This is a genomic window from Methylocystis sp. IM3, from assembly GCF_038070105.1.
GTDB lineage: Bacteria > Pseudomonadota > Alphaproteobacteria > Rhizobiales > Beijerinckiaceae > Methylocystis.
The window spans coordinates 40,585-57,989 of the sequence record NZ_JBBPBZ010000001.1; the positions used below are offsets into that span (position 1 = coordinate 40,585).

13 protein-coding genes and 2 pseudogenes are annotated in these 17,405 nt (G+C 62.8%); 9 read left to right on the top strand and 6 right to left on the bottom strand.

Annotation, left to right across the window (positions count from 1 at the left end):
- Positions 1-36 precede the first annotated feature (36 nt).
- Both WOC76_RS00195 and WOC76_RS00200 read left to right on the top strand, forming a co-directional pair.
- Complete coding sequence (locus WOC76_RS00195) at positions 37-690, top strand: DUF7146 domain-containing protein (protein WP_341102572.1); 654 nt, start codon at positions 37-39, stop codon at positions 688-690.
- Between the two features lie 229 nt (positions 691-919).
- Positions 920-1,686 (top strand): annotated as a pseudogene (locus WOC76_RS00200) (transposase); the annotation flags it as partial.
- Positions 1,687-1,806: 120 nt separating this feature from the next.
- Here the strand turns inward: WOC76_RS00200 and WOC76_RS00205 are convergent.
- From WOC76_RS00205 to WOC76_RS00225, 5 genes are read right to left on the bottom strand one after another with little or no spacing between them, the layout of a single operon-like run.
- Positions 1,807-2,706 carry an SDH family Clp fold serine proteinase gene (locus WOC76_RS00205; RefSeq protein ID WP_341102574.1) on the bottom strand — a complete coding sequence of 300 codons (900 nt, stop codon included), beginning with the start codon at positions 2,704-2,706 and terminating at the stop codon, positions 1,807-1,809.
- The gene (locus tag WOC76_RS00210) at positions 2,703-3,044 is read right to left on the bottom strand and encodes a DUF6527 family protein (protein WP_341102576.1); all 342 of its coding nucleotides are present in this window, start codon (positions 3,042-3,044) and stop codon (positions 2,703-2,705) included. Before WOC76_RS00210 ends, WOC76_RS00205 begins: the two co-directional genes overlap by 4 nt.
- Positions 3,041-4,435, bottom strand: coding sequence for a HesA/MoeB/ThiF family protein (locus WOC76_RS00215; protein WP_341390099.1), 1,395 nt, complete (start codon positions 4,433-4,435; stop codon positions 3,041-3,043). The genes WOC76_RS00210 and WOC76_RS00215 overlap by 4 nt, the downstream gene beginning before the upstream one ends.
- Complete coding sequence (locus WOC76_RS00220; RefSeq protein ID WP_341102581.1) at positions 4,432-4,818, bottom strand: E2/UBC family protein; 387 nt, start codon at positions 4,816-4,818, stop codon at positions 4,432-4,434. Before WOC76_RS00220 ends, WOC76_RS00215 begins: the two co-directional genes overlap by 4 nt.
- Before the next feature lie 7 nt (positions 4,819-4,825).
- Entirely contained in the window at positions 4,826-5,113 is a 288-nt protein-coding gene (locus WOC76_RS00225; RefSeq protein ID WP_341102584.1) for a hypothetical protein, read from the bottom strand.
- 83 nt (positions 5,114-5,196) lie between these two features.
- Here WOC76_RS00225 and WOC76_RS00230 point away from each other — a divergent pair, with 83 nt between their 5' ends.
- The 6 genes from WOC76_RS00230 (at position 5,197) to WOC76_RS00255 (ending at position 10,724) form a co-directional block, all read left to right on the top strand.
- Positions 5,197-5,415, top strand: a complete 219-nt coding sequence (locus WOC76_RS00230) for a DUF6290 family protein (RefSeq protein WP_341102587.1) — start codon at positions 5,197-5,199, stop codon at positions 5,413-5,415.
- A 122-nt stretch (positions 5,416-5,537) separates the two neighbouring features.
- Positions 5,538-5,678 (top strand): hypothetical protein, encoded by a 141-nt coding sequence (locus tag WOC76_RS00235; RefSeq protein ID WP_341102589.1) that lies wholly within the window; start codon positions 5,538-5,540, stop codon positions 5,676-5,678.
- Positions 5,675-6,589: a Fic/DOC family protein gene (locus WOC76_RS00240; protein WP_341431216.1), complete on the top strand. Its 915-nt coding sequence runs from the start codon at positions 5,675-5,677 to the stop codon at positions 6,587-6,589. Before WOC76_RS00235 ends, WOC76_RS00240 begins: the two co-directional genes overlap by 4 nt.
- A 432-nt stretch (positions 6,590-7,021) precedes the next feature.
- Positions 7,022-7,204 carry a hypothetical protein gene (locus WOC76_RS00245; protein ID WP_341102594.1) on the top strand — a complete coding sequence of 61 codons (183 nt, stop codon included), beginning with the start codon at positions 7,022-7,024 and terminating at the stop codon, positions 7,202-7,204.
- 81 nt (positions 7,205-7,285) lie between these two features.
- Positions 7,286-9,361, top strand: a complete 2,076-nt coding sequence (locus WOC76_RS00250) for a ParB/RepB/Spo0J family partition protein (RefSeq protein WP_341102596.1) — start codon at positions 7,286-7,288, stop codon at positions 9,359-9,361.
- Between the two features lie 196 nt (positions 9,362-9,557).
- A complete protein-coding gene (locus WOC76_RS00255) occupies positions 9,558-10,724 on the top strand; it encodes an IS110 family transposase (protein ID WP_341431217.1) in 1,167 nt (388 codons plus the stop codon).
- A 295-nt stretch (positions 10,725-11,019) separates the two neighbouring features.
- On the opposite strand, the pseudogene WOC76_RS00260 reads toward WOC76_RS00255, so the two are convergent.
- Positions 11,020-12,159: pseudogene (locus WOC76_RS00260) on the bottom strand (IS256 family transposase); the annotation flags it as partial.
- 762 nt (positions 12,160-12,921) lie between these two features.
- Between WOC76_RS00260 and WOC76_RS00265 the strand changes: the two are divergent.
- Positions 12,922-17,400: a strawberry notch-like NTP hydrolase domain-containing protein gene (locus WOC76_RS00265; protein WP_341102599.1), complete on the top strand. Its 4,479-nt coding sequence runs from the start codon at positions 12,922-12,924 to the stop codon at positions 17,398-17,400.
- The last annotated feature ends 5 nt before the right edge of the window (positions 17,401-17,405 follow it).

Below are 17,405 nucleotides of genomic sequence, written 5' to 3' on the forward strand. Positions count from 1 at the left end.
CCGAACCTGGGCCCCCAGCCCCGCTTCGAAAACCGATTGCCTCAGAGATTTGCGACGAAATCGAAGACCACTTCCACCCTTGCGCAGAAACTTTGGAAGGCGGCGCTTCCTGTCGCCGGCACGCCCGCCGAGACCTATCTTCGCTCACGCCGCTTGCCGCCAATACCGCCGCCCACCATTCGTTTCCTTCCCTCCTATCGTTATGACGAAACACGGCGTTTCCCATGCCTCATCGCGGCTGTGCAGGCGCCGTCACGGGCGATCGTCGCCGTTCAATTGACCTTTCTCGATGCTTCCGGGCGTCGAAAGGCCCATGTGCCGCACCCACGGCGCGCGATCGGACCGCTCGGCGACGGACTTCTGCGCCTCGCGCCCGCCGCTGAGCATATCGGGCTCGCGGAAGGCTTCGAGACGGCCTCAGCTGCGTCTTTGCTTCACGAGAACTTCCCCGTTTGGGCGACGCTTGGCGCCGATCGCTATGCGATAGTCGCGCTTCCACCAATCGTGAGGCGCGTTACGATTTTTGCCGACTACGATGCGCCGGGCCTATCGGCAGCGCTTTCGTTCTTCGAGCGCCGCCCGGAGTTCGAGGTGTGGATCGCGACGCCGGCAACGATGGGTGTTGATTTCGCGCGGGAGTGGGAACTCCAACCGCTCGCTGCCCCCTTCACTTACGCCACCAATTGTTAGCAGCGCCGAGTTGCACGCGCTAGGGTGCCGCGCGACAATCAGCATGAGAGTCTTCTCACGCAGATTGTCGCACCATACTAGGGTATCCCAGACGGCGCGCGAAAAAAAAGCGGCACGGTTTGTCATGAGCGTGAAATGAAGGCTTCGCCGGACGCCTGATGGAGCTGGAGGTCGGCGTGTTGACCGTCACCGCATAGGGAAAAATAAGCCCGAAACGCCTCGTCCAGGCGTCAAAGCCGCGGGCACGAGCGCCGTCTCTAAGAGACAGGTCAGCCGCCTATGCGAAGCGATCGACGAACGTGTAGGCCTTCCTCGAGCGGCCGATCGAAGGCGACTGGCCCTACCTGTGGGTCGACGCGACCTATGTGAAAGCCCGGCAAACCGGCAGCATCGTCTCGCTGGCGGCGATTTTCGTCGTGGGCGTCAACGCCGACGGCCGCCGGGAAGTGCTGGGCCCGGACATCGGCCCCTCGGAAGCCGAGATCCTTTGTACCGAGTTTTTGCTCAAGCTCCGTCGCCGAGGGCTGCGCGGCGTAAAATTCATCGTCTCCGACGCCTATGAAGGGTTGAAGGCGGCGGTCGCCGCCTATGCAGGAAAAGCGGACGGCGCTTCGTCTCGGCTTTCGTCGCCGTCGCCTTCGCGCAAAACGACGCCGAGGCCGCGAAAGGGCAGTGGCGCAGGGTTGCCGATCAGTTGCGCCCCAAGCTGCCTAGACTCGCCGACTGATGGACGATGCCCAAGCGGATGCGCTCGCCCACATGGACTTCCCGCCCGCGCGTCGCGCTGAGCTGCACCGCACGAACCCGATCGAAGGGCTAATCGAAGAAATCAAGCGACGCACCGAGGTCGTCGGCATCTTCCCCAACGAAGCTGCCGCCATTCGCCTCGTCGGCGCCGTCCTGCTCGAACAGGACGAGTGGGCATTGCTGCGCAACTCTTACATGACGCCGGATACCATCGTACCGTTGAGCGATGATCCATCGTCGGGCTGCCCCCGTGGCCGTCTTGTCAACCCGGCCAACCTGATGACTGCGCTGCACCAGGGTACACGATTGACCATCGCCGAGAATATCAACTTCTTCTGATCAAGCTACGCAGTGCCGACGGGCCGCCCATCATTCCTCAATCACTTGCGAAACGTAGGAGGATTCGAAGATCTTCCCGTTCTGACCGATAGCAAGCCGCTGCAGGCAATAGAGCTTCCAGTAGCGCGTCCAGCGTGGATTGTTCGTTGGAATATAGACGATGGGAAGTCCTAGCTGTGCGGCATCCTCATGGCTGATCGGCTGACCATGAGTTTTCCAGCGGCTCGGGCTCATGAGTTCGTTCGAGATAGTGGAGGCCGGAAGACCCCGCAGCTTCAGCAAGTCCTCGGCGAACGTGCGCACGCGATCGCGAATTCCCTGGAACTTGCGCACCACCTTGGCATCGAAATTGTCGAGGCGCAGCAGCGCGACCGGGTCGTTCCGATCGTTCCTAATCGCGGCGGCGTATTCGTCATGCGCGTCCAAGTAAGCAATAACGGAATGCCAAAATTCATTGCCCTGGTTGTCACGCATCGGAAATTGAGGGTCGATCATCCCGAGTTCGGAGGTGTCGCTCATCAGGATCTGGTTTGCGCCGAGCGCCATGAGCGTTCCAGCGCTTTTGGCGACATCGGGGATGATGACCCTGAAAGAACTATCGACGACATTGGCATGAATCAGCCTAATTAGCTTTTCGCAAGCATCCACGTCGCCGCCGAAGGTGTGCAGGAAGAGGTCGATTGGCTCGCCCTCTGGGATGTTGTGGAGCAGATCGACGAAGCCGATGAGGTCGTTGCGATCGATCTCGGTATTTGGGCCGCCGATATAACATATGAGATGCGTGCCCTCGGCTTCGTCAATTTGCTTGACGAGTTCTTGCCGTTCATAGCGCGCGGAATTCCGGGCCGTGAACATGGGTGTTTTGCTAAACGAGCGTTTGGGACCGCCTGTGGGCGTGTCCCCGCCACCGGTAATTTCGCCTTCGGTCATCGTATGCTGTCCTTAGCCCAAAGAATCTTGCTCTTCCGCAAAAAGAAATGGCACCGGCGTCCGCCGTCCAGATAGTCGATGCTCGGCGCGATCGTGATTTTTCCTTTCGGTGAGAGCGTCAAGGTCCATGTGGGGCGGCGTCCCTGGTCGAGATTCAACAGGACATCGTGGCCTTTACCGCAGGGGCATTTGAAACCTACCCATTTGGGCGGACCGCCCGAAGCGACCAGCACCATAGCGCGCTTGGGCAGGCGTTGGGGGATTTCGTCCGCGAATTCGACCGTTCCGACAATTCGCCAGCGCCTGAAGGGCAGCCATTCCCACCACGGAAGCTTCATATTTTGGGCCAGACCTGTTCGAGAAAGGGGGTTGCCTCAGAGAAGCCGAGCTTCTTGCTTGCTGGATCGCAATAATGGCCAGGACGGGGTGCCGCACGATTGATTGAGATTTCGCGCTCATGGATGCGGAGAAGGATTTCCGAAGGGCGGGGATCCGGTCCATAGCCGATCAATCGCTCGAGCAGCTCGCTGACGGCCGCCGCGGCAACGGCCGTTGTGAACGCGACCACCGCCGGCTCGGTCCCACCCAGTGCAGGCGCATAGCCTTCATCGGCTAGGCGCTTCCGCTCGGTGGGGGTCAGGACTTCGGCACCCGCTCGAGCGAGATCGATGCGATCACGGCAGACCAGGCACGCCGATCCCGGCGAGAGAATAGTGATGCGCCCGTCGATTCCCATCAGCAAGCCTGCCGCATTGCTGCTGAGCAGGACGCCGATATCGATGACGGGGGTCAGCATATAGGTTGCGAGCCGGGAGAGAACCAGGCGCCCGGCATTGTCGTCGGTGCAGCCGAACACGAGGTCGCGATCGCCAAGCCGCCTCGCCGTCGGTTCGAGTGTAATCATCGCATCGATTGCCTCGCAGCAAAGATCGGGTGCGATCGCGTTAAGATGATCGCGCAGAATTCCAGCTTTGGGGCGGCCAACATCCGCCGGGGTCGAGCCGTAGACGCGGGTGACATTACTGGCTGAGAGGTGATCTGCGTCGATGAGCAGCAGATCGCGAACTCCGAGGCGGACGAGCTGTTCGGCAACGGCCGATCCGGTACCACCGCAGCCGACCACGGCGATCCTGAGATCGCCAAGCGCGCGCTGAATGTCGCCGCCGAATGCGCGAACATTCCGGTCAAAGATCGGAGAGGGTGGTCGGTCTTCGGCGTTGATCGCGCTCATCAGGCGCCAGCGATCGCCCACGATCCAAAGCCGGTCGATCGAGCGGATGGGGCCGTAACCTTCCTCCGGCTGCAGTGTGCCGGAGAAAGCGAACTCCGTTTCGCGGGGTGATACGATGAGTGTACCATAATAGGGTGAACCCGAGCGTATGCGGAAGAGTTCGGCTATCGCTTCATCGACCGATTCGTCCGCGAGGCTCGGCAGCGGCGTGCCGCTCAGGCCGGGATGTGTGTGGAACCAGATCGCCATGGCGCCGAGCGCCTCGGCTTCGGCAAGCGCGGGCACATAGCCTTCGGGGGTGATCGCCATATGGTTCCGGTCGCGTTCACGGTAAGCAGCCGGATCAACCATGCTATGATGGCGGACCAGAAGCCGAATATCGCCATCCGAGTTTTGATGGACTGCCGCCAGGAGGACGCCGGCGACCTCCAGCGGATTGCTCGCCGCCTCAATCAGTGCAGCAGCGACCGCATCGGTGAGAACGATCGTAACACTCATGCGGCCTTTGGAGCTGCCAGGGCAAGCTCCCTCCGCACGATGGCAAGATAGCTTTCGAGAGAGTCGATCCCTGAGCGCCACTGGCCAGGCTGCAAATGGCGTGACCAGCGCTGCCACTCGCGGCCGAGATGATGCTCCATAGCCTGTGTTGCCGGAATCTGGGTACCGTCGGTGCGACGCACCGGCGGATGGAACCACCACATATCGGGCGCGATGTCCGGATAACCCGGTGCCAACCGCAGCATGAGGTCGGCGGTTGAGAGATCAAAGCCTGGGCCCAACGGAAATTCCGGGATGACGACGCAAATCATGCCCGCGTCGCTCGATACGGTGTGGCCTGGCGCCCGCTCCGCGAGACAATCCTGATCGATCTGGGGAAGCACGGGTCCGTTATCCCTTCTTGGCACCGGGATTGATCTGAGCCGGAGCAGTGAAAAACCGCAATCCATTGCGCATCTGGACCACCTGCTCGTTGAGGATCTTAATGTCGGAGCCGCCGGGGACTACCTCGAACAAGTCGCGGGCCGCCCCAATCGGCGGATTGCTCAGCTGTCGCAGTTCGAGGCCGGTCATCTGATCTACGTGAACCTTGTAGACCTCACGGTCGATCTTGATCGAAAATGCGGGATCTTTGGGCTTGAGGGGGTTGGCATCAGGATGCTGCTCGGCTTCGCTCATCGGGTATCTCCCATGCTTGATACCGAGATACCACGATACCGAGGCTATTGACAACCTAATAATTTTGGTGTCTAAAGAGACGCATGAAGGACAGCAAAGCCATGACAATCCGCCTTTCGCCGGAGCAAGCGGAGGCGCTGGAGACGGTTGCCAGCGTCGAGCAGCGGCCCATTTCCGATGTCATTCGCGCTGCGATTTCCGAGCATATTGAGCTCAGACGGCGCGACCCTAACTTCCGTGCTGGCCTGGAGGAGCGGATTGGCCGGGCGCGAAGGCTGCTCGATCGTCAGGCCGGCGAATAGCGCCGACGAAGGTATGCTCTAATATGAGCATGATCGACGATCCGAATCACTGAGACGCGGTGAGCAAAATGAGCCGATGGACCTCTTCAGCCCCTGCCGACGTCACGTGGCGCCGTAAGCAGATGAGCGCGAACAACGACATTGAAGGCGTCGGCCGGGACGACAAGGCCGAAAAGCTTCTCGCGCGCCTGGAAGCGGGAGGCGCTACTATTGAAAAGCGCCGCGAGGCTTTGCGGAACTATTTTTCCAAGAAGCCAAAGTGAGCCCGCGTGGCGAAGCTGAGCGCGCCGAATACGAGAAGATCGTCTACCCCGACACGCAGGTCTTAGTGAATCAACTGGGGATACGCGAAGCCGCGACGCTGGACGCGGCCGAGCGTCTCTTCACTGATATTCGTATCGCCGAAGGTCTGCCGTTTGAATGTACGGAGCCCACGTACGGTGCCTTCAGGGCTATTCACCGCCATCTATTCCAAGATCTCTATTCTTGGGCCGGTGATGAACGAAAATATACGACTGGTCGCGGTCCGGCACCGTTTGCGGTGCCGGAACAGATTACGCCGTGGATGGAGCGCCAGTTTGAGGCGTTCCGCGTCGCCAACCAACTTCGCGGCCTCGCTCCCACAGCCTTCGCCGAGCAGGCGGCAGTGCTGGTCAATGAAATCAATGCAGCCCACCCATTCATCGAGGGTAATGGTCGTGTGCAACGCATCTGGCTCGCCGGCGTCGCCGAGCGTGCAGGCTATGAATTTTCGATTCGCCCAGAAGATCGGGAACCGTGGTATTCGGCCTCGCGCATAGGTTTTCAGTCGGCCGATCCAGCCCCAATGTTCGCTTTGCTCCTATCTCGTATCCAGGCACTCGACGACGCCGAGCGCTCAAAACACAGTGATCGCGCCTCGCAGTTTCTTGCGCTGTCGCGAGAACAGGGTCTTGCTTCAGACGATGCCAGTTTCAAGGCTGCTTGGCTAAATATCGAAAAGATCGGAGCCATCGCCAGAAGCGCGATGCCGTTCGATCCTGAAGGCCAGCAGGCTATTGTCACCAAGGCACGTGAGCAGCTAGCCGATCATATCCGCGCGGGCGCGCGCATCGCTGAAATCACCGAACAACAAGCTTGGCGTAATACATTGGGCAGGGACATAGCGAATCCCGCATGTGATGTCGCCGAATAGGCTGGAGTTTGGAATCGGAACTCGCTTGTGCCTTCTCCCGGGGGGTGTTCAATTGGAGTGGACCAGACGATATTGCCATGGAGCGGTCTCGTACACCCCAACGCCTCGATCCTCTCCAGCAGAGGTTGGGTACGGCGACCAAACCTAGGTGCCTTAGAGCCGCGCGTCGTAGCGGCTCTTGCTCCGTCCGGCCCTTGCCCATCTGCGGGCTCGACAGCAGCAAGCGTGAGAGGAGATGCCTCCAATGGCCGCCGATTGGCGGTCCCGGATATGACACGAAGCCATAGTCAAGAAGAATTTAGCTGACAGAGAATTTTTCACCGTCCGCGACGACGGGGCTCGAACCGGAGTTGCTTGTCCGGTTCGGTAACGCTCAAGGTAGACTGAGGCGTGAAGGTCTTAGATTCTTGACGCCAGCGAGCGCGGCTTGCCATGATCGACGGTCGCAAGGTGGATCTCGATCCAAATGACGGAATGCGCGATCCGCGGCACGATGATAGCGGTAGGCCGGCCGATCCGCTGCCCTGGAACACGCTTTCTTATGTTCCGCTTACCCTCACCCCGGAGCCAACGTGGCAACTTGGCTGTCTGGAAGCGACCCAGGCGGCAACCTGAGAGCGAGAGGCCCTTCTGGCTCAGCGAAGGGATAGTGGACGAGAGAGAGGCTTTCGCCCACCCTTCGCGGAGTCGATGGAAATGTCGAAGATCACGCTGGTGAGTGCGAGCGATATTGCGCTGGACAGGCTCGTCGCGTCGGATGCGAATGTGCGGCGTATTAAGGCGGGGGTGAGCGTCGAGGAATTGGCGGAGGATATCGCCCGGCGTGGACTGCTACAATCGCTGAGCGTCCGACCGCTCGATGGCGACGGCGCCGAGGCCGGAAAATATGGCGTGATCGCCGGCGGCCGACGCCTCGCCGCTCTCAAACTTCTCGTCAAGCAGAAGCGTCTCGCGAAGAACGCGCCGGTCCCCTGCATCGTGAAGACGGATGGCGTCGAGGAGGAAGACTCGCTCGCCGAGAACACGATGCGCGAGGCGCTGCATCCGCTCGATCAATTCCGGGCCTTCAAGAACCTGCATGACCAAGGACTGAGCATCGAAGACATTGCGGTGCGATTTTTCGTCGGCTCTCAGGTCGTACGTCAGCGCCTCAAACTCGCCGCCGCGAGCCCCAAACTGCTCGATCTCTATGTGGCCGAGGAATTGTCGCTCGAGCAGCTTATGGCCTTTTGCGTCACGCATGATCACGAAAGGCAGGAGGAAGTCTGGGCTGCCTTGTCGCGCTCCTATGACACGGGACCTTATGCGATCCGCCGCCAGCTGACGCAAGGCGCGGTTCGGGCCTCCGACAAGCGTGCGCTGTTTGTCGGTGTCGGATCTTACGAGACCGCGGGCGGCGTCGTGCTTCGCGACCTCTTCAACCGCGACGACGGGGGATGGCTGCAGGACGCCGCGCTGCTCGATCGTCTCGCACGCGAGAAGCTCGAACTAGCTGGCGCGGAAATCCGCGCCGAAGGTTGGAAGTGGTCAGAGACGGCGATCGACTTCCCCTACGGCCACACCAATGGCCTGCGGCGACTGCCGGGAACCCAAGCGCCGCTCACCGACGAAGAGCAAGTCCGCTACGCCGCCGCTGTCGCCGAGTATAATCGTCTCTCGGAGGAGCATGAAAGCGCCGACGATCTGCCGGAAGAGGTTGATCGGCGCATGGCCGAACTCGAGGCGGAGATCGCAATGGTCGATGACCGTCCCGCGAACTATGATAGCGCCGAGATCGCCCGCGCCGGCGTATTTGTCAGCATTGATTACGATGGCCGGCTGAAGGCCGAGCGTGGATTTGTCCGTCCTGAGGATGAAGCGCGCAAGGAGGGTGGCGTTCCAGCCGCAGAGGGGGAGCCGCGATCCGGCGCTCCGTTGAGCGCCTGCGACGCGAAAGTGAGCGCGGACACGAATACGGGCCCCGCCTCTTGCGCCCTCGCGGAAGAAGAGGTCGAGACCTCGCCAAAACTCTCCGGCCTCATGGTCGCCGAGCTCTCGGCCCATCGCACCGTGGCGATGCGTTTAAGCCTGGCCAGCAATCCCCAAGCCGCGTTTCTCGCCGCGACGCATGCTCTGGCGCTGAACGCCTTTTACAGCGAGAGCTCCCGTTCCTGCCTCGATCTCTCCGAGCGCAGCGCTATGCTCGGGTCCCACGCCCCTGGCATCGGCGACAGCCTCGCGGCGCGAACACTTCTCGAATCCTTCGGGAACTGGCAGATGCGCCTGCCCGCCGATGCGGGCGATCTCTGGTCCTGGCTGCTCGCTCAGGACGAGACCATCCGTGCCGAACTCTTCGCGCTGTGCATCGCCCTCAGCGTCAATGCGCTGAATATGCCCTGGGAGAGACGAACCGGCGCGCTCCGGCACGCGGACCATCTCGCCGAGCATCTCGCGCTCGATATGGGCGCCTATTGGAACGCCACCGCGGAGAGCTTCTTCGGCAAGGTCACGAAGGCCCATATCCTCGCGGCGGTGCGGGAGGCGAAGGGCGAGGAGACGGCGCAGATGATCGCTCACCTGAAGAAGGCGGACATGGCCGCTGAGGCCGAACGCCTCTTGCAAGGAACGGGATGGCTACCGGAGGGTTTGCGCACATCTCGCCTCGATGCGCCCGCTCCAATTGAGGGAGCGAGCGCTTCAGAGAGCGATGCTTCGATCGCGCAGGGCGACGAGCTGCCGGCGTTTCTCGACGAGACAACCGAAGGCCCAGATTATCCCGCGGCTGCAGAATAGTCGGGATCGTGTCCCATGACGTGGTGTAGATGAGCGCGGTCATCACGGTCGCCGGCGAGGGCCGGGCTGGTCAGGGGGCCACGGCGGGCAGCCCAACGATGGGATCATCGCTCAACGGGGCGATCGTTTCCAGATGCTATGGGGTATGCGCCGAGCGTGGCAGGCTGGCGCTCTTCAATAGCGTGGAGACGCCCTCATGCTGCATCGCTTTATCCCTGGCCGCGCAGCGGCAGCCTTCGATCAGGATCGCACCCTCGTCGTGGTCGTCGAGATGAGCCAGTCGACATGGCTCGTCACTGGGCTGCTTCCTGGCCTGGAGCGCCAACCTCTGAAAAAGCTGGACCCCGATCCCGATCATCTTCTCACGCTCGTAAGGCGTTGGTGCGACGAATGTCGCTCAGCAGGTCGAGGGATCGAACGTCTCGTCGTCGCCTATGAGGCTGGGCGGGATGGTTTTTGGCTGGCGCGCTGGCTGGTAGCTCGCGGCGTTGAGGCGCACGTCATCCACTCCAGCAGCGTGGCTGTGTCCAGGGATCGCCGCCGCGCCAAGACAGATCGTCTCGACGCCGCTCTTCTCCTGCGGGTATTGCTCGGCTGGCTGCGGGGGGAGCCTGGCCATTGCAGCATGACGGCGACGCCTTCGATTGAGGAAGAAGACGCTAAGCGGCCGACACGCGAACGCGAAAATCTCGTCGGCGAGCGCACGCGTATAATCAACCGTATGAAAGCGTCGCTCGCTCGTCTCGGTGTCCGCGGTTTTAATCCCGCGCTGCGCAAAGCCGCTGACCAGCTCGGCGGCCTGCGCACCCCGGAAGGCGGCGCCATTCCGCCGCTCGCCATGGCCGAGCTGCGGCGCGACATAGCCCGGCTACGCTTCATCGAGGAGCAGATCAAGGAGATCGAACAGCAGCGAGTGGCTCGCCTCGATGAGGCGAAGCCGTGTGAAGAGAGAGCGAACGGCATGGTGCGTCTGCTCACTCGCGTCGTCGGCGTTGGCGTCGAGACCGCAGACATGCTCACTCACGAGATTTTTCTACGCGACTTACGAGATAGACGAGCCGTCGCCCGTTACGCGGGATTGACCGGCTCGCCCGACGAGAGCGGATCAAGGCGACGCGAGAGAGGCCTCTCGCGGGCCGGCAACGCGCGCGTTCGGCGCGGCATGGTCCAGCTCGCCTGGCGTTTTTTGGTTTTCCAGAAAGAGTGCGATCTTGTCCTCTGGTTTCGGGCGCGCTCCGCGGATGCAGGCGGTCGGCGGCGCATGTCGCTGATCGTGGGGTTTGCGCGCAAGCTGCTGATCGCGCTCTGGCGCTTGGCGATGGGCGCCGAGCCGCCGGAGGGGCTCAAGATGCGGCCCGCGTAACAAAGAGCATTTTCGGAATGGCCCCAAGGGGCCTGACGAGTCCGAGGCAGCGGCAACCCGTTACATGACGTGGCTTTCACGCCGTTTTCCAGATAGGGACCGCCGCCCCGGAGCCGGGCGCAGATGCGAATGGCGCATCATGGTTCGGGCTCGAACGAGCCCACCGAATACAAGGTCGCGGCACGGTTCCGTGCGCCGCCCATAGCTCCCCTCGAACTCGCTTATCGTCGTTTACGCTCTTGTCGCTAGGAAGAACAGGATCAAAAAAACAGGCTTGACGGAGAGAGCCCCATACAAGCGTCATGTAGCGGCTTCGCTGCACGGCCCACTCGTCATTCTGCTCCAGCAGGATGGCGCCGACGAGCCGGACGACGGCGTCTTCGTTGGGGAAGATGCCGACCACCTCTGTCCTGCGCTTGATCTCGCCGTTCAGCCGTTCAATCGGATTCGTGCTGTGCAGCTTGGCGCGATGCGGGGCCGGGAAGCCCATGTAAGCGAGCACGTCGGGTTCCGCGTCGTCCATCAGCATCGCGAGCTTCGGCAGTTTGGGGCGCAACTGATCGGCGACCTTACGCCATTGTCCCTTCGCCGCTTCGGCGTCGTCTTGCGCGAAGGCGGTGGCGATGAAGGCGGAAACGACCCGCCTGCCGCTCTTTCCGGCATGGGCGAGCGCGTTGCGCATGAAGTGGACGCGGCAACGCTGCCAGGTCGATTGCAGAACCTTGGCGACCGCCGCCTTCAACCCTTCATGGGCGTCAGAGACGACGAGTTTGACGCCGCGCAGCCCTCGGCGACGGAGCTTGCGCAAAAACTCGGTCCAGAAGGTTTCGGCTTCCGACGGTCCGATGTCCATGCCCAGCACTTCCCGGCGGCCGTCGGCGTTGACCCCCACGGCGACAATCGCCGCCAGCGAGACGATGCGGCCGTTTTGCCGCGCCTTCACATAGGTCGCGTCGATCCAGAGGTAGGGCCAGTCGCCTTCGATCGGCCGCTCGAGGAAGGCCTTCACCCGCTCGTCGATCTCTTCGCACAGGCGGCTGACCTGGCTCTTCGAGACGCCGCTCATGCCCATGGCCTTGACGAGATCGTCCACCGCGCGCGTCGAGACGCCCTGGATGTAGGCTTCCTGAATGACGGCCGTCAGCGCCTTCTCCGCCATCCGCCGTGGCTCCAGGAAGCCCGGAAAATAGCTGCCCTTTCGTAATTTGGGGATGCGCAGCTCCACGGCGCCGGCACGCGTCTCCCAGGTCCGATCACGGTAGCCGTTGCGCTGGGCGAGGCGTTCCGGGCTCTTTTCGCCGTAGGCCGCGCCGGTCAACGCGCCGACCTCCAGTTCCATCAGCCGCTCGGCGGCGAAGCCGATCATCTCGCGCAAAATATCAGCGTCGGGAGCCTTCTCCACGAGCGCGCGCAGGTTCATCATCTCATCGGTCATCGGCAGTTCCTCGGTTGCGTTGGCGTGTCGCAACCCGATCCTACCGGCGAACCGTCGATGACCACCGCAAGCCGCTCGCTCGCTAGGGCGCTATGAAAAGCGCGCGTCGCGAGCCGCTTGCTCCGCCCGAGCTACACCACTTCCCGGGACACGACCATAGTCGGCGCAACTCCTTCATTCCAATCATCTTTGAACGAGCTCGCCCTCACCGGCGGGCTCTTTTCTTATGCGGAGGTCGTCATGACGTTCGACTGGTATCGACGCTGCGCCTATGACAATCAGCAGAAGAAAGCCTTCCATCGCCGAGCGCGGACTGCGTTGCGCGCACTCGCAAGCGAACTGCGCTTTCCGGACGTTGCATATGACTTGCGTTCGAACCGCGGCGGCGTCGCTGTCAGCGGCGAAATCACGTTGCACCATGAACGGCTATACGTCCAAGTTTGCCAACCAGCGACAGGCGCCGACAGCGGAATTCTGATCCGAACCTGCGAGGGTCGGCACGACTATGACGGAGGACGCAATCATCTCGCGCCCCTGTCGTTACTGGATCGCCCCGCCGAACTCGCCGAATATGTCAGCGCGGTGATGAGCGGCGACCTTTCGCCGATCAGCCGGATATTCGGACCGCTCAGCGCTCGGCGGCTGGCGCGCGGGTGGGCGGGGAGGAGAGGGAGAGCGAGAGGGCATTGCCGGGAAGGGCGAGCCCGGGAAGCGACAAGAGAGAGCGTCCCGGGCCGATGCCAATGATCCCGGAGATGATCGATGAGCCAGAGCTTCACCGCTGTCCGCAGTAAAGCAACCCAAGCCGAGTTTTCCTTCGCGACCGATGACAAGCCGCACGCCCTGATGATGGCGGCGCAAGCGCTGGTCAACCTGCTCGCCAAGGCCCAGCCGATCAATGTCGTCGGCCTGCGCGCGGCGATGGAAAGCGCCTTCGGCGCGAGCGACGCGGAGGGAGCATGGCGTTGGAAGGATGCTTACGAGGCGTTGGAGGCGGCGCAGGTCCTGTTCCTGCGCCGCTATGGCCCTGCGATGATTGCGCGCGCGAACAAGGAGCCCGCGCGGGTCCTGGCGATGCTCTCGAAGATCGGAGCGCTGCTGCCGAGCGAGACGCGGCGCTCGGAAGAAAGCCACGCGCTCCAGCAGTTCTCGACGCCGCTGGAATTCGCCTATGTCGCGAGCCTCGCGGCAGGGCTCGGCGCCGGCGACATTGTGCTCGAACCCTCCGCCGGCACGGGGATGATCGCGATCCACGCCGAGCTCGCCGGCGCGAAACTCATCCTTAATGAATGGGCCGAGACCAGGGCCGATCTCCTGAAGCTGCTATTTTCCGGAGCGCCGCTCAGCCGTTTTGACGGCGCGCAGCTTCACGATCGCCTCGACGCGAGTGTCACGCCGAGCGTCGTGCTGATGAATCCGCCCTTCTCCTCGTCGCCGCTGATCGAGGGTCGGCACGCTGCGGCGACATTCGAGCATATTCGGGCGAGCCTTGCGAGGCTTCGAACTGGCGGCCGGCTTGTCGCGATCACCGGCGAGACCTTTGCGCCGACATCGAACAGTTGGCGCGCAAGCTTCGAGCGCCTGCAGGAGCAAGGGCGTCTTGTGTTTACGGCGTCACTCGCCCGTGGATTTTTCGCGCGACATGGGACGAGCGTCGAGAGCCGTATGACGGTTTTCGACAAGACGCCGGCTGAGAACCCGAAGGAATTTCCCGGCGGCTTCGGTCCGGTTGTGGACCTTCCAGAATTGCTCGCGCTCGTGCAGCGGGAGGTGCCGCCGCGCGCGGTTCTCGTTGAGCGGGCGCAGGATGACGTCCACGCGCCTGTTCCCGGCGGCATTGGCGCGAGCGTCAAATCGATGACGCCGATCGCCGTAAGGCATCGTGCAACTCCCCCGCTCGCCTTTGCGGAATCTGCGCGCCCTGCCCCGCGTTCCAGTGCGGGCGTCGCTGCAGCTTCCGCGCCGCGCACGGCGGCGTCGGTCGAGACTATCGAACTCGACTATGAGCTGCGTGATTGGAAAGCGCCTGCGGGCGACGCGCTCAGCGCCGGGCTCTATGAGTCCTACGCGGTGCAATCGATTGCGATCGCGGGCGCGAAGCCCCATCCGACGACGCTCGTGCAATCCGCCGCCATGGCGTCGGTCGCGCCGCCAAAACCTTCCTATCGGCCGCATCTCCCGAAAAGCGTCGTCGAGTCGGGGCTCCTCTCCGAGGCGCAGCTCGAGAGCGTCATCTACGCCGGCGAAGCCCATAGTAGCCTTCTCGCCGGCTCTTTCCTCGTCGATGAAAGCTTCGATACAGTCTCCGTCGCGCCGGATGACGCCGAAAATGCCGTGCGCTTCCGCCGCGGCTATTATCTCGGCGACGGCACCGGAGCCGGAAAGGGACGTCAGGTCGCAGGCGTCGTTCTCGACAACTGGTTCAAAGGTCGCCGCAAGGCGCTTTGGATTTCCAAATCCGACAAGCTTCTCGAAGACGCGCAGCGCGATTGGGCGGCGCTCGGCCAGGAGAAATTGCAGATCGTCCCGCAGTCGAGTTTCAAGCAGGGCGCCCCGATCCAGCTGTCGGAGGGCATTCTGTTCACGACCTATTCGACCCTGCGCTCCGACGAGCGCCAGGGCCGCGACGGCGCGGTGAAAGCTTCGCGTCTGTCGCAGATCGTCGACTGGTTGGGAACGGATTTTGATGGCGTCATCGTCTTCGACGAGGCGCACGCACTCGCCAACGCCGTCGGCGACAAAGGCGAGCGCGGCGAAAAGAGCGCCTCGCAGCAGGGCCGGGCCGGCCTGCGGTTGCAAAACGCCCTGCCCGACGCCCGGGTCCTTTATGTCTCGGCGACCGGGGCGACGACCGTCGCCAATCTCGCCTACGCCACGCGTCTCGGGCTGTGGGGCTCGACGGACATGCCCTTCGCGACGCGCCAGGATTTTGTCGCGGCGATGGAGGCCGGCGGGATCGCCGCCATGGAGGTGCTGGCGCGTGATCTGAAAGCGCTGGGCCTCTATGCCTCGCGCGCCCTCTCCTACGCCGGAGTCGAAGTCGAGATGCTGGAGCGCCAGCTCTCAGTGGAGCAGATCCGCATCTATGACGCCTACGCCGGCGCCTTCGAGATCATCCACAACAATCTGACCGCGGCGCTGGAAGCCGCGAATATCACCGGCGAAGGCGGCCGAGCCTATAACCGCAACGCCAAGAGCGCCGCGCGCTCGGCCTTCGAGTCCAATAAACAGCGCTTCTTCAATCACCTGATCACGGCGATGAAGGTCCCGAGCCTGATCGCCTCGATCGAACGGGACTTGGAAGCCGGCCATGCCGCCGTCATTCAGATCGTCTCGACCAGCGAAGCGCTGATGGAGCGCCGCCTGGCCGAAATACCCACTTCAGAATGGGGTGATCTTTCCTGCGACATCACTCCGCGCGAATATGTTCTCGACTATCTCACCCATTCCTTCCCGACCCAGCTCTTTGAAGTTTATTCCGACGAGAACGGCGATCTGCACTCTCGGCCCGTGGTCGACGAGCAGGGCAATCCGGTCCAGTCGCGCGAGGCCATGGAGCGCCGGGATCGTCTGATCGAGCATCTCGCCGCCCTTCCTGCCGTGCAGGGCGCGCTCGACCAGATCGTGCAGCGCTTTGGAACCGAGATGGTGGCCGAGGTCACCGGTCGCTCGCGAAGGTTCGTCCGCAAGACCAACGCCGACGGCTCGGATCGGCTTTGCGTCGAGAAACGTCCGGCCTCCTCCAATCTTGGCGAGACGCAGGCCTTCATGGATGATGAGAAGCGCATCCTCGTCTTTTCCGACGCCGGCGGCACGGGACGCTCCTATCACGCCGAGCGCAGCGCCAAGAACCAGCGGCTTCGCGTCCATTATCTGCTCGAACCCGGCTGGAAAGCCGACAACGCCATCCAGGGATTGGGCCGCACCAATCGCACGAATCAGGCGCAGCCGCCGCTGTTCCGTCCCGTCGCGACCGACGTAAAGGGCGAGAAGCGCTTTCTCTCGACGATCGCCCGGCGGCTCGACACGCTCGGCGCCATTACGCGGGGTCAGCGCCAGACCGGCGGCCAGGGCCTGTTCCGGCCCGAGGACAATCTCGAATCCCCTTACGGCCGCACGGCGCTGCGCCGGCTCTATCAGCTGGTCTATGCCGGCAAGGTCGAAGGCTGTTCGCTGACGCGCTTTATGGAAGCGACGGGGCTCGATCTCACCGACCAGGACGGCAGCCTCAAGGAGGAGCTGCCGCCGATCTCGACCTTCCTCAATCGCATCCTCGCTCTGCCGATCGCGCTGCAGAACCTCCTCTTCGAGGTGTTCGAGGGGCTGATGGAAGCGCAGGTCGAGGCGGCGATCCAGGGCGGCGTCTTTGACGTCGGCGTCGAGACGCTGGTGGCCGAAAGCCTTGTCGTCACGAACCGCCAGACGATCGCCGTGCATGGCAAGAGCGGCGCGGAGACGCAGCTTCTGACGATCCTGCGCAAGGACAAGACGCGGATCACGACGCTGGGCGAGGCGCTCGACTATGCGACCGCCTCGCAAAAATCGCGATTGATGATCAACGACCAATCGGGCCGCGCCGCCGTCAAATTGTCCGCGACGGCGCTGATGCAGGACGACGGCTCGGTTCAGCCGCGGGTTCGTCTGCTGCGTCCGGCCCATGCCGATGTGGTCACCGTCGAGGCCTTGCAGCGCTCGCATTGGCGCGACGCGAGCTCGGAAGAATTCCGGCGGGCGTGGGAGATAGAGGTCGCATCCCTTCCGGAACTGACCGAAGGCACGTTCCACATCGTGACCGGCCTCCTGCTCCCGGTCTGGAACCGGCTCCCGGATGAGGCGGCGCGGGTCTATCGGTTGCAGACCGACGAGGGCGAACGGATCATCGGCCGGCTCGTCTCGCCGGCGAGCGCCGCCGTCCTACTCGAAGCAACGGGCGCCGGGGCCCCTGCCCTTGCGCTAGAAGCGGCTCTTGCCGCGGTGATGCAGGACGGCGCGGGGCTCGTGCTCGCTGAGGGGCTGGTCCTCAAGCGCTCGCTCGTGATGAATCGGCATCGGCTCGAACTCGCGGGCTTTAGTGACACGATAGTTGACCGATTGAAGGCGCAGGGCGTTGTTTCCGAAATCATCGCCTGGAAGCTGCGGCTCTTCGTGCCGCTCGGCGACGACGTTGCAAAAATCGTCGAGAAGCTCCTCGCGCTCTATCCCCTGCTCCGCGTCGCGCCTGCGACCCGCGTGAATTCTTGAGAACA

Coding starts and splice junctions, on each gene's coding strand:
- WOC76_RS00205 (WP_341102574.1), bottom strand. CDS start 2,706: ATGACCGAAGGCGAAATTACCGGTGGCGGGGACACGCCCACAGGCGGT.
- WOC76_RS00210 (WP_341102576.1), bottom strand. CDS start 3,044: ATGAAGCTTCCGTGGTGGGAATGGCTGCCCTTCAGGCGCTGGCGAATT.
- WOC76_RS00215 (WP_341390099.1), bottom strand. CDS start 4,435: ATGAGTGTTACGATCGTTCTCACCGATGCGGTCGCTGCTGCACTGATT.
- WOC76_RS00225 (WP_341102584.1), bottom strand. CDS start 5,113: ATGAGCGAAGCCGAGCAGCATCCTGATGCCAACCCCCTCAAGCCCAAA.
- WOC76_RS00230 (WP_341102587.1), top strand. CDS start 5,197: ATGAAGGACAGCAAAGCCATGACAATCCGCCTTTCGCCGGAGCAAGCG.
- WOC76_RS00235 (WP_341102589.1), top strand. CDS start 5,538: ATGAGCGCGAACAACGACATTGAAGGCGTCGGCCGGGACGACAAGGCC.
- WOC76_RS00245 (WP_341102594.1), top strand. CDS start 7,022: ATGATCGACGGTCGCAAGGTGGATCTCGATCCAAATGACGGAATGCGC.
- WOC76_RS00250 (WP_341102596.1), top strand. CDS start 7,286: ATGTCGAAGATCACGCTGGTGAGTGCGAGCGATATTGCGCTGGACAGG.
- WOC76_RS00255 (WP_341431217.1), top strand. CDS start 9,558: ATGCTGCATCGCTTTATCCCTGGCCGCGCAGCGGCAGCCTTCGATCAG.
- WOC76_RS00265 (WP_341102599.1), top strand. CDS start 12,922: ATGAGCCAGAGCTTCACCGCTGTCCGCAGTAAAGCAACCCAAGCCGAG.